The organism is Halalkalibacter sp. HAAS-P013, assembly GCF_056619925.1.
Window position 1 is genome coordinate 173,335 of the sequence record NZ_JBWQTU010000006.1, and the last position, 12,778, is coordinate 186,112.

The window sequence follows — 12,778 nt, forward strand, 5'->3', positions numbered from 1 at the left end:
GTCTGATGGAAATTCAACTTGAAAAATAATAGCGAAATAGGAGGGTACTAAAAAAGGTACGGTTTTCACCTTGCCAACAACATCTTTGCAATTACCAATCTTTGAATCTCATTCGTACCTTCATAGATTTGCGTAATTTTTGCATCACGCATAAAGCGTTCAACTGGGTACTCTTTTGTATATCCATACCCTCCAAATACTTGAACAGCTTCGACGGTCACTTCCATTGCTGTATCTCCTGCAAGCAGCTTCGACATGGCAGATTCCATTCCGTACGAAAGCCCTTCGCTTTCCTTCCATGCCGCTTGATACGTGAGCAGTCGGCTCGCTTCAATTTTTGTCGCCATATCCGCAAGCTTAAAGGAAATTCCTTGCTGTGCGCCAATCGCTTTGCCAAACTGCTTTCTTTCCTTTGCGTATTCTATTGATGCATCTAGTGCTCCTTGAGCGATCCCGACCGCTTGTGCAGCGATTCCATTTCGACCGCCATCTAGTGTCATCATCGCAATTTTAAACCCCTCACCTTCCTTCCCGAGTCGGTTTGCAGCAGGTACCCGGCAATTTTCAAACATGATTTCTGTTGTTGGTGAGGAGCGAATACCAAGCTTATGCTCCTTTTTCCCGACGGAAAAGCCTGGTGTATCAGCATCCACGATGAAGGCCGTGACCCCTTTATGCCTGAGACTTGGATCAGTCAAAGCAAAGACAATGTAAATATCTGCTACTCCACCATTTGTGATAAAAATTTTTGAGCCGTTTAAAACATAATCCTCACCGTCTAATATAGCCGTCGTCTTCATCGCTGCAGCATCTGATCCTGATCCTGGTTCGGTTAACCCATACGCCCCAATTTTCGTTCCTTCTGCTAAGGTGCGCAAATACGTTTGCTTTTGTTCCTCGGTACCAAATTTATAAATCGGCCAGCCAGCAAGTGAGGTATGAGCAGAGAGCGTTACCCCAGTTGATGCACATACACGCGACAGCTCTTCAACTGCAATAACATAGCTCATATAATCTGACCCAATCCCGCCATATTCCTCAGGCCATGGAATTCCTGTTAGACCAATCTCCGCCATTTTATCAAAAATGTCACGATCAAAGCGTTCCTCTTCATCACGCTCTGCTGCTGTCGGTGCGACTTCTTTGTTGGCAAAATCACGAACCATTTTCCGGATCATTTCCTGCTCTTCTGTTAAGAAAAAATTCATGAGCATAGCCTCCTAGTTTAGTAACTGTTTGCTAATGACGAGCCTCTGAATTTCACTCGTTCCCTCGTAAATCTCACATACTTTTGCATCTCGGAAATAACGCTCAACTGGATACTCTTTCGTATAGCCATAGCCTCCAAAAATTTGCACCGCTTCAATGGCGGTTTCCATCGCTGTTTTTGAAGCGTATAGCTTAGCCATCGAGGCTTCCTGGCGAGAGCGTTTGCCGTTGTCTTTTAAATGAGCTGCCCGGAACGTTAATAGTTTGGCTGCTTCAATTTTTGTGGCCATATCAGCAAGCTTAAAAGCAACTGCCTGCTGCGTTCCAATCGCTTTGCCAAATTGCTTCCGCTGTTTCGCATAGTTTGTTGCTGCTTTAAAAGCGGCTTCTGCGATGCCTAAGCTTTGAGCAGCAATGCCAATCCGGCCAAAATCAAGATTTGCCATCGCAATTTTAAAACCGTCTCCTTCTTTCCCTAGCAAATTCTCAGCCGGTACGAGGGCATTTTCTAAAATAAGTTCGGTTGTATTCGATCCATTTAAGCCCATCTTCTTTTCCTTTTTGCCTACTTTAAAGCCTGGCGTGTCTTTTTCAACGATGAAGGCTGAGATCCCTTTTGCTTTCGTACCTGGTGCAGTCGTAGCAAAAACGATGTACGTATCTGCTTCGCCACCGTTTGTAATGAATACTTTGGAGCCGTTTAGCACGTAATGGTCTCCCTTTTTTACAGCTGTCGTTTTTAATGCAGCTGCATCAGAACCTGCGCTTGGTTCAGTGAGCCCGAATGCTCCTAAATAGGTCCCTGTCGCTAACTTAGTCACGTACTTTTTCTTTTGCTCTTCTGTTCCAAAATACAAGATTGGATTTGTCCCAACAGATGTGTGGACAGATAAAATAACACCAACGGTTGCACTCACCTTTGACAGCTCATGAATCGCAATGATATACGATGTAAAATCCATCGCAGAGCCGCCATACTTTTCAGGGATCGGAATTCCCATCAAGCCAAGCTCGCTCATTTTTTTTATGATCTCTTTTGGGAACGTCTCGTGTATTTCCATTTCATCAATGAAAGGAGTGATCTGCTCTTCTGCAAATTCACGCACCATTTTTCTCATCATCTCTTGCTCGTTTGTGAAGCGTAAATTCATGACTGCACCTCCCTATATGTGGTACTCGTTAGCTGTATTTGTAAAAACCTCGACCTGACTTCTTGCCAAGCCAGCCTGCCTTTACGTACTTTTTGAGAAGCGGGCAAGGGCGGTACTTGTCATCACCAAAGCCTTCATGAAGCGTCTCCATAATGTAGAGGCACGTATCAAGACCAATAAAATCAGCAAGTGTCAGCGGTCCCATCGGATGATTCATGCCAAGCTTCATGACTTCATCAATTGCCTCTGGTTTTGCAACCCCTTCATAAACGGTGAAAATTGCTTCGTTAATCATCGGCATTAAAATCCGGTTCGAAACAAACCCAGGATAATCGTTCACTTCCACCGGAGTTTTTCCAAGCCTGTGCGACAAGGATTCAATCGTTTCATAAACCTCATCGGCTGTTGCAAGTCCGCGAATAATTTCAACGAGCTTCATAACTGGAACTGGATTCATAAAATGCATGCCAATGACTTTCTCTGGCCTATTTGTGCTAGCCGCAATTTCTGTTATCGGCAAAGATGACGTATTAGTCGCTAAGATTGTCGTTGGTGGGGTGATCTGGTCAAGCTCTGCAAAAATTGAGGCTTTCACTTTGATGTTTTCAACCGCAGCTTCAATCACTAATTGGACGTCACGGGCATTTCCTAAATCGGTTGAACCTTCAATGCGTTCTAAGATCTCTGTTTTTTCCTTTGCCGTTAGCCTGCCTTTCTCGACTTGTCGAGCTAGATTCTTCGTAATTGATGTCATGCCTCGTTGAACGTATTCTTCTTTTATGTCGTGAAGAACTACGTTAATTCCAGCCATTGCGTGGACTTGGGCAATGCCTGATCCCATTTGTCCCGCTCCAATGACCATGACTTGTTGTATGTTCATAGATACTCTCCTTTGAGATGTGATTCGGTGTAACCAAAAGGGAAGACCGCCCTTTCAAGGCCATTGAAAAAGGTGTGGTTTTTACCTTTTTCAATGGCCTTTAAGCAATGAGCGGAACCGTTGCTTTGTCTTAAAGCCTGCTATGAGTGGGTTTCTCATAGCAGGCGCGCAACGTGTGGAGCCATTGCTGCTTCCTCGAATCCGCTAGAAAGGACTTTTTCAGTGCCCTCGCCCTTCCCCTTTTTTGTGCGAACATGCTTGCGATGGCTTCACTCGCCGTGCGCCTTTTGAGGAGATCGCTCAATAGGCTTAAAAGATTACGGCGGCTTCGCTCATCGCTTCGGTGTAACCAAAAGGGAAGACCGCCCTTCCCCTTTTTTGTGCGAACATGCTTGCGATGGCTTCACTCGCCGTGCGCCTTTTGAGGAGATCGCTCAATAGGCTTAAAAGATTACGGCGGCTTCGCTCATCGCTTCGGTGTAACCAAAAGGGAAGACCGCCCTTTTGGTTACACCTCTATCATCACTGCGTCTCCCTGGCCTCCGCCGCTGCAGATGGCTGCGATTCCGAGGCCGCCGCCTCTTCTTTTTAGTTCATAGGCTAGCGTTAAAATGATACGGGTGCCACTTGCGCCGATTGGGTGGCCAAGGGCGATTGCTCCTCCGTTTACATTGATTTTTCTAGGGTCAACCTCAGCAATTTGCTTGCTTGCTAAAGCGACGGCAGCGAAGGCTTCGTTGATTTCAAAAAGGTCGATATCTTCTGCTTTTTTGTTTGTTTTTTCAAGAAGTTGCTTAATAACTAATCCTGGTGTTTTCGGGAAGTTTTCTGGTTCAATTGCTAGTGCCGTATGAGCAATGATTGTTGCTAAAGGTTGGAGCCCTGCTTCTGTTGCTTTTGCTTCAGACATAAGGAGCAGTGCTGCTGCACCGTCATTTACTCCAGGGGCATTGCCTGCGGTGATTGTTCCGTCTTTGCCAAAGACAGGCTTTAATTTCGCTAATGAATCTAGCGATGTATCGATACGTGGTGCTTCGTCTTTTTCAATAAAAAGAGGGGCTCCTGGTCGCTGCGGCACTTCTACTCCGACGATTTCATCTGCGAGTTTTCCAGACTCGATTGCCGCGACTGCTTTTTTATGACTTTCATACGCCCATTCATCCTGTTTTTCTCTTGAAATGCCTAACTCGCGAGCGACCGCATTTCCATACGTGCCCATATGAACTTCGCGGAATGAGCATGTTAGGCCGTCATGAACTAAGCCATCAATGACCTGGCCATTGCCCATTTTTTGCCCCCATCTCGCATTTGGAAGGTAGTACGGAGCGTTGCTCATTGACTCCATTCCACCAGCAACAACGACTTCCGCCTCTCCTAAACGAATGAGCTGATCAGCCATTGTGACACTCCGCATACCAGATGCGCACACTTTGTTAATCGTTTCTGTCTTAACCGACCAAGGAAGACCAGCATGGTGAGCAGCTTGACGCGAAGGAATTTGGCCAAGTCCTGCTTGCAGAACATTTCCCATTATGAGTTGATCCACTTGTTCTTTTCGCCAATTGGCACGGCTTAACGCCTTTTTGATTGCTTGACCACCTAATTCACTTGCACTTAACGCACTAAGGGCCCCACCGTATTTGGCAAACGGAGTTCTTGCTCCACTAACAATGACTGTCTTCATTCGTTTTCCCCCTTCGTTCTGAGCGAACGCTCACTCAATATTTTATTAAAAAGCTGTTTTCGTAACGATTGATGCTTTGAAGAAACGTTTTTCTCGTAGTGAAATGGAGCGGAAGTCACTCGACTCCTGCGGGATGAAGAGGTAGGGGCGAGACCCCACAGGCGCAGCCGAGGAGGCTCGACACCTCCCCGCGGAAAGCGAGTGGCTGGAGCGCAATGGAACGAACATGAGGAAAACACGTGTCCCAATAAACAACAATGTATGCGAAAACAGCCTATTAAAAAGAGAGGAAGCCTACATACCCTTTCTTTTTATGTTTACACTATACTTATGAAAGCCTTTTCTTTTTATTCTAGTGTACAGCGTCATTTTCCTTCTGGATGAGCGATTTTTCTAGGATTTCTACTAAATCGAGTGTTTGAACATCTTCTTCGACATCTTTCGCTTTTGTTCCGTCACTTAACATCGTTAAGCAATATGGACAGCCACTTCCAATTACAGATGGTGCTACTTCAAGTGCTTGCTCGGTGCGTGCGACATTGACGCGTTGGCCTGTATCTTCTTCCATCCACATCATTCCGCCTCCAGCCCCACAGCACATGCCGTCCTCGCGATTTCGTTTCATTTCAACGATCTCAACACCTGGAATCGCTTTTAATATTTCACGAGGTGGTTCGTACACTTCATTGTAGCGTCCAAGATAACAGGAATCATGGTAAACGATTTTTTCCTTCACTTCATACTTCGGCAAAATCCTACCATCTCTGATTAGCTCTGCTAGAAGTTCTGTATGGTGGTATACCTCAACGCCTTCTAGACCAAATTCTGGATACTCATTTTTAAATGTATTGTATGCATGTGGATCAATCGTGACAATCTTTTTAACGTTATGTTTTTGGAACAAATCAATATTTGCTGCTGCTAGCTCTTGGAATAAAAATTCATTCCCTAATCGTCTTGGGGTATCACCAGAATTCTTTTCTTTGTTCCCGATGATCGCAAACGTTACTCCTGCTTCATTCATTACTTTTGCAAATGATTGAGCAATTTTTTGACTGCGTTTATCGTAAGAACCCATCGATCCAGCGAAGAAAAGAAATTCAAATTCTTCTCCTGCCTTCTCCATCTCTTTTACTGTTGGCACATGAATGTCGTCGCGACCAGTGCGCCAGTTTTCACGCTCTTTGCGGCTAATTCCCCACGGATTGCCTTGACGCTCAATATTTGTCATTGCGCGCTGTGCATCTGCATCCATTTTTCCTTCTGTTAAAACGAGATATCGACGCAAGTCGATTATTTTATCCACGTGTTCATTCATAACTGGGCACTGATCTTCACAGTTTCGGCATGTCGTACAGGCCCAAATTTCCTCTTCTGTAATGACATCTCCAATGAGATTAACGGAATACCCTGCAGCTACTTCGCCGCCAGACCCTTGCATAGCTAGCTGGTTTGCTTTTGTATTTGAAAAAGCAAATTCCGGTAACCAAGCTGATTTTGACGTGACAGCGGCACCTTTTTCTGTTAGATGGTCACGCATTTTTACGATTAAATCCATCGGTGAAAGCATCTTCCCGGTTCCCGTTGCTGGACACATATTCGTACAGCGCCCGCACTCAACACAGGCATACAAATCAACGAGTTGTTTTTGGTTAAAGTCTTCAATTTTATTCACACCGAATACTTCTTGGCTCTCATCTTCAAAATTAACGGAAGATAACTGTCCAACTTTGTGAGTCCGCCCTAAGAAAACATTAACTGGACCAGCAATTAAATGTGCATGCTTGGATTGCGGTACGTAAACGAGGAATGTAAGCAAAAACAATAAATGCATCCACCAAAAAACAAAGAAAAACCCACTTGCTATAGTTGATGGTAAAAAGCTAAATACAGCTGCAATTCCTGATGCAATCGGCTCAAAGCCACTTAATGATTTTTCAAGCCAGATGATTTCCATTCCTTTTGCCAAAAGCTTTGACGTCATTAAACCGCCGATAAAAATGAGTACAAGTCCTGCTTTCCAACCTCTCTTTAGGCGTCCTAATTTTTCAATATAGCGACGATGGAATGCCCAAACAACAGCAACTAAGATCATAAATACAATGATTTCTTGGAAGAAAGTAAAGGCTGGATACAGCGGTCCTAGTGGCAAATGCGAGCCAATCGCTAGGCCTTTCCAAATTAAATCAATTGCCCCTAGCTGAACCATTAAAAATCCGTAAAAAAACATTAAATGAATGATACCGCTTTTCTTATCTTTTAATAGCTTCTTTTGCCCAAAAACATTCACCCAAACTGCATGTAGACGTTCCTTCATCGTATGTTCGAACTCTGCTTTTTTTCCGAGTTTGATGTACTCATACCTAGTTTTTACAAGCGTTACGAATAAATAGACGGCATAAGTCGTTACAAGTAAGAATAAAATCCAATTAATCCATGTTAGCGCTTCCACAATTGAACATCCCCCTTCACTCTTCCTTTTATAAAATACTCGTAGGCACATTTATAAAATGATTATACCACGACTTGAATGAATGATCATTCATTTTTTTGTGATCTTTTTTTCATGATTTTCCTCATTTCCGCACATGCTAAAAGCAGAACTCTAAGCAAAGTGTGGCGCCACTGCTAAACGCTCTTGTAGAAAGAAGGTTATGCGATGAATGGATGGGTTATTACTACTTTAATTATAATTGCTGTTTTCATATGGTTGAGAGTCGATTTTGTATTGGGACTACGCCAGCAACGAAAAGAAGCCACTCGACATGTTCAGAAAACACGGTACGGTGAAGTAACCTTTTTACCTACAGGTGATGAATTTTATAGAAAATTGTTTGCCGATATTGAGCAAGCAACTGATCATGTGCATTTACTCTTTTATATCATCAGAGATGATCATATTAGCGGCAAGATGTTGAAGATTATTGAAGGAAAAGCAAAAGAAGGCGTCGATGTTAGACTTTTGGTTGATAAACTCGGCTGTGACATTAAAGGGAAACATTTAAAACAGTTAAAAAAAGCCGGGGTTCGCTTTGCCTATTCTCACCCTGTGTCCTTCCCTTATTTCTTTTTTACTTTTAATCGGAGAAACCACCGAAAGCTAGCTATTATGGATGGTAAGGTTGGTTATATTGGGGGTTACAATATTGGCGATGAGTATTTAGGGAGAGATCCTAAATTTGGTCCATGGCGTGACTTCCATTTACGTATTGATGGCGATGGGGTCCAAGATTTGCAGGGACAATTTTTGCAGGACTGGCAAACAGCGAAGCAAAACCATATGGAGAGGTCCTCTCATTATCCTCCATTAAAAGAAGGACCTACTCCACTTAGGATTTTGCCAACCGATGGGGTTTATTTGGAGGAAACATTCATCGATTTAGTCAGCCAAGCGAAAGAAACGATCGTAATCGGTACCCCTTACTATATTCCCGGCGAGCCATTGCAGAGAGAATTAATGGCTGCGGCCAAACGAGGAGTTGATGTAAAGCTCATCGTTCCGAAAAAAGGCGATCACCCTCTTGTAAAGGAAGCCGCATTTCCTTACTTTAAACCATTGCTCGAATCGGGAATTAATGTGTATCAATATTACCGAGGGTTCTTCCACGCAAAAGCGGTCGTTATTGATAACCAAGTGTGTGACATCGGAACAGCGAATTTTGACAAGCGGAGCTTTCACATTAACCATGAGATCAATTGTTTGATTTATGATGCAGAGTTTATTCAAAAGGTATTAAAGGAAATGGAGCATGACATTTCGGTCTCTGAACGCCTCACACTTGAAGCGTACAAAAAAAGACCCCTTACCCAAAGAGGCAAAGAACAAGTCGCAAAACTCGTGTCAGGCCTGCTTTAGGAGGAAACCTACCATTGAAAAAAGGCCCTGAAAAAGGTCAAAACCGTACCTTTTTCAGTGGCCTCTCATTTTAGTGTGTTTGTGCGAGTTGTTTTCGTTTGATCCAGCTGTCGATAATAGAGTTACATTGATCTGGGCGTTTCGTTGGCACTTGGTGGGCCACTCCGCTTACAAGAACCACATCGATATCCTTTAATTCTTTAAAGAACATTAACGAGTACAGCGGAGCTACAGCATCTAACTTGCCGTAAATAAGCAATACAGGGACCGTTATTTGTTTCAAGCGGTCCGTTGAGACATAGTCTCTTCCTTCTTCATAAATACGCTGCAGCGTTGGGGCGTCCCCTTGCTTAATAAAAAATGCCATTTTTCGTTGCTCAATCTTTGAACGAAAGTGAGCTTTTGGCAAGACAAAGGAAAACAAATTAAGCAGTTCATTTTTCGCAGCCCATATACCAAGATTAAATTCTTTCTCAAGCAAAAATGACGACACTTCCGGGAAACCACCAATAAGAATAACGCCCCTAGTTAATTCCGGATATGAAAGCGCAAACTCCTGGGCAGTCGATCCCCCGTTTGAATATCCGCAAACAATAACAGGATCAAGTCCCAACTTCACAACTAAAGCATGGGCAATCTCAGCAAAATCCGTAACTGACGTTTTTTCTGACCGTTTTGAGCTTCTGCCACTATCGGTTAAGTCGATGAAAATAAGCTGATAGTTTTCAGCAAGGGCACGCTGATATTCAAACGTTTCAATCCCCATTACAGGTGGGTGAAAAAAGAGAATTGGTGTCCCCTCTCCATGAACTTCATAATAAAAATGAGCTTCGTTTGATTTCAAATATGGCAAAAAACCTGCCTCCTTTTCTCCTTACGATTGAATAAATGGAAGAAGCCAGTGGAAAAGTTTATACCCTAAATAAACACCGAAGATTCCCATGACACCTGCTAGTGCTGGTGGTGCCGGAATCGGCAATTTAATTAGGGCAAAGAAAAAACCAACAACTAAACCCGCTAAAAGAGCAAGGATTACTTCTTGCATGAATATCCCTTCTTTCTATCTTTACTATGTGTGAAAAGCCTCGCATTATTCTTTGGCATGAGGCATTACCAAATAATCTCTATCATAAACCAAACAATTAAAATGAGCTGTATCATAAATTTGGCAAAAGTACTGCTTAAAAAAGCTAACAACGAAGCGACTGCGACCTTACATGCATGCTGGCCATTTTTGCTTGATGAAAACTCTGTAATAAAAACGAGGAGAAACGGTACTAATATGAGTCCAAATGGCGGATATATAAAGGAGCCTATAATGACACCTACTGCAGCCATTCTCTCTCCCCATTTTGATCCACCATACTTTTTAACAAAATATTGACTGGCAATTAAGTCTGCACAAAGAATAATGACCGTTAACACCCCCGCACCAATCCAAAACCAAACGGAAAGTGACCCAAGCATAAACGCATAAAGGAGAAAACCGCCCCATAACACAAGAACAGAGGGGATAATCGGAAAAATCAGGCCTACAAAACTTAGAACAAATAAAGCAATAATTAAAATCCAAATAATAATGCTCATATTCACCTCCAGGCATTCCTGCCGCGCAATCAGGCAGGATAACTTTTATTATTCAGTTTATCTCTATTCACTAAAGATATCGGCTATTTTTGATTTTTATCAGCTTTTTCACGGGCATATGCATCTTTAAACTTGAGAAAACAGAAGGAAAAGCACTTGGAGCTAGTCCAAGTGCTTTCACATTACATTTTTTCTGGAGCTTCTACCCCTACTAATGCAAGGGCATTTTTAATCGTTACTTGTGTTGCTTTCATTAGGGCTAAACGGGCATTTGATGCTTCCTTTTGCTCTGGATCAATGACTCGTTCAGCATTGTAGAAGCTGTGAAGCGTTGACGCCAAGTCATGAACATAGTTTGTAATGCGGTGCGGGATTTGCTTTTCAGCTGCTTCAGAAACAATGGCTGGGAAGTCCCCAATTGCTTTTAACAAATCATATGCTTTTTCAGAAGAAAGAACAGATAGATCTGTTGTTTCATCAAACGTAAAGCCTTGCTCACTTCCTTGGCGAAGCATGCTGCACACGCGCGCATGAGCGTACTGAACGTAGTAAACAGGGTTTTCGTTTGATTTTGAAACAGCTAAATCCATATCAAAATCTAACTGTGAATCAGAGCTGCGCATTGCGAAGAAATAACGCGTCGCATCGATTCCAACCTCTTCCATTAAGTCACGAAGCGTAACAGCTTTCCCGGTACGCTTACTCATTTTCACTTTTTCTCCACCTTGGAATAAGCTCACCATCTGGATAATTTGCACATCCAATTGCTCTGGTGCATAACCAAGCGCTTGAATGGCCGCTCTCATACGAGGAATATACCCGTGGTGGTCGGCTCCCCAAATGTTGATCAACTTTTCAAAGCCACGGTTCATTTTATCTTGATGATAAGCAATATCTGGTGTTAAATACGTGTAGCTTCCGTCGTTTTTAATTAATACACGGTCTTTATCATCACCGTATGTTGTAGAACGGAACCAAGTTGCTCCATCCTCTTCATACGTCTCCCCTTTTTTCGCTAACACGTCTAACGTTTCGGTTACTTTTTCAGTTTCATATAATGATGTTTCAGAGAACCAGTTATCAAACTCGACACGGTATTCCTTCAGATCAACTTTGATTTTTTCTAGTTCTTTTTCAAGTCCATATTGACGTAAAAATATGTGGCGCTCCTCTTCGGAGACATTCACGTACTTATCACCGTATTCATCAGCTAAAGCTTGTCCAAATTCAATAATGTCTTGACCATGATAGCCATCTTCCGGCATCGGCTTATCTTGACCTAGTGCTTGATAGTAACGTGCTTCTAGCGAGAGTGTCAGATTATGAATCTGGTTTCCTGCATCATTAATGTAGTATTCACGCTCTACATCGTAGCCGGCTTTTGCTAATACATTACATAGCGCATCACCAACAGCCGCTCCACGAGCATGTCCAAGATGTAGCGTTCCTGTAGGATTCGCAGAAACAAATTCGACTTGAATTCGTTTTCCACCACCTACATTTGTTTCCCCATACGCATCACCAGCTTTTAGTACAGTAGGAACAACGTCGCGTAAGTAGCTATTATCCATGAAAAAGTTAATAAAACCTGGTCCAGCAATTTCAACTTTTTCAACAGATGCACGTTCATTGTTCAGCTTAGCAACTAGTTCTTCTGCAATCATACGTGGTGCTTTCTTTGCCACTCGTGCTAGCTGCATTGCCATATTCGTTGCATAATCACCGTGTGTTTTTTCCTTTGGTGTTTCTAGGACAACCTCAGGAATTTCTTCTGCGCTTGCTAGTCCAGCCTCCTGTACTGCCGCAATGATTTCCTCTTTCAATTTTTGTTTAATTTGTTCTACACTATTCATTTCGTTGTATCCTCCTCTAATGTCAACCGTACTTGGTGAGTTCCCGTCTCTTGACCTTGCAGGGCAAATTTATATGTAAGTTGAATGCGACCACGGCTCTTACCAGACGGCCATTGAACGAGCAGCTTATCTGTTGTCGCTGTTGTTTCCCATGAGGCATCTGGGGTGACATAACGTCCGAGCGTTTCTTCTCCTACGATAAAGCCTTGTCGCATCAGGATTGAGCCTTGCCTAATGAGCATAAGCTCTCTGCCATCCCATTTCATCGTTGTTTGCACAGATTCTGTTTCTGACAACGTTTCTTGAAAGCGCAAGTAATCCTGACTGCCTTTATGAAACAGCTCTCCCCGAGTTGTAAACTCATAGGAATCCGTATGATCACCATGGTTAATTTTCGTTTGAAATCGCATTTTTAATGAACGGTTTGTTTGTTTATTCATCCTTAGCTCGCACACCTCTCTATCATTCAAGTTTAGCGAGTTTACTACCGACATGCAAGACGGAAGTCAATGTCTCGAAATCGGGGTCTGACCCCGCTTGTTTTTGTACCGTAGTAAA

11 protein-coding genes are annotated in these 12,778 nt (G+C 43.0%); 1 reads left to right on the top strand and 10 read right to left on the bottom strand.

Annotated features, from left to right (window positions below; genetic code table 11):
• Positions 1–65 precede the first annotated feature (65 nt).
• The 5 genes from AC1FXP_RS11110 to AC1FXP_RS11130 all read right to left on the bottom strand — a co-directional run bounded on the left by AC1FXP_RS11110 (position 66) and on the right by AC1FXP_RS11130 (position 7,376).
• Positions 66–1,208, bottom strand: a complete 1,143-nt coding sequence (locus tag AC1FXP_RS11110) for an acyl-CoA dehydrogenase (protein ID WP_480061312.1) — start codon at positions 1,206–1,208, stop codon at positions 66–68.
• 12 nt (positions 1,209–1,220) lie between these two features.
• Positions 1,221–2,360, bottom strand: a complete 1,140-nt coding sequence (locus AC1FXP_RS11115) for an acyl-CoA dehydrogenase (protein ID WP_480061314.1) — start codon at positions 2,358–2,360, stop codon at positions 1,221–1,223.
• 28 nt (positions 2,361–2,388) lie between these two features.
• Entirely contained in the window at positions 2,389–3,240 is an 852-nt protein-coding gene (locus AC1FXP_RS11120) for a 3-hydroxybutyryl-CoA dehydrogenase (RefSeq protein ID WP_480061316.1), read from the bottom strand.
• A gap of 508 nt (positions 3,241–3,748) precedes the next feature.
• Entirely contained in the window at positions 3,749–4,924 is a 1,176-nt protein-coding gene (locus tag AC1FXP_RS11125; RefSeq protein ID WP_480061318.1) for an acetyl-CoA C-acetyltransferase, read from the bottom strand.
• A 352-nt stretch (positions 4,925–5,276) separates the two neighbouring features.
• Complete coding sequence (locus AC1FXP_RS11130) at positions 5,277–7,376, bottom strand: (Fe-S)-binding protein (protein WP_480061320.1); 2,100 nt, start codon at positions 7,374–7,376, stop codon at positions 5,277–5,279.
• 207 nt (positions 7,377–7,583) lie between these two features.
• On the opposite strand from AC1FXP_RS11130, the gene cls reads away from it, so the two are divergent.
• Positions 7,584–8,780 (top strand): cardiolipin synthase, encoded by a 1,197-nt coding sequence (gene cls, locus AC1FXP_RS11135; RefSeq protein WP_480061321.1) that lies wholly within the window; start codon positions 7,584–7,586, stop codon positions 8,778–8,780.
• A gap of 70 nt (positions 8,781–8,850) precedes the next feature.
• On the opposite strand, the gene AC1FXP_RS11140 is transcribed toward cls, so the two are convergent.
• From AC1FXP_RS11140 to AC1FXP_RS11160, 5 genes are all read right to left on the bottom strand, one after another.
• Positions 8,851–9,633, bottom strand: coding sequence for an alpha/beta fold hydrolase (locus AC1FXP_RS11140; protein WP_480061323.1), 783 nt, complete (start codon positions 9,631–9,633; stop codon positions 8,851–8,853).
• Positions 9,634–9,654: 21 nt separating this feature from the next.
• Positions 9,655–9,825 carry a XapX domain-containing protein gene (locus tag AC1FXP_RS11145; RefSeq protein ID WP_480061325.1) on the bottom strand — a complete coding sequence of 57 codons (171 nt, stop codon included), beginning with the start codon at positions 9,823–9,825 and terminating at the stop codon, positions 9,655–9,657.
• 65 nt (positions 9,826–9,890) lie between these two features.
• Positions 9,891–10,367: a DUF456 domain-containing protein gene (locus tag AC1FXP_RS11150; RefSeq protein WP_480061327.1), complete on the bottom strand. Its 477-nt coding sequence runs from the start codon at positions 10,365–10,367 to the stop codon at positions 9,891–9,893.
• A gap of 182 nt (positions 10,368–10,549) precedes the next feature.
• A complete protein-coding gene (gene argS / locus AC1FXP_RS11155; protein WP_480061329.1) occupies positions 10,550–12,220 on the bottom strand; it encodes an arginine--tRNA ligase in 1,671 nt (556 codons plus the stop codon).
• Positions 12,217–12,660, bottom strand: coding sequence for a YwiB family protein (locus tag AC1FXP_RS11160; protein WP_480061331.1), 444 nt, complete (start codon positions 12,658–12,660; stop codon positions 12,217–12,219). Before AC1FXP_RS11160 ends, argS begins: the two co-directional genes overlap by 4 nt.
• Positions 12,661–12,778: the final 118 nt, after the last annotated feature.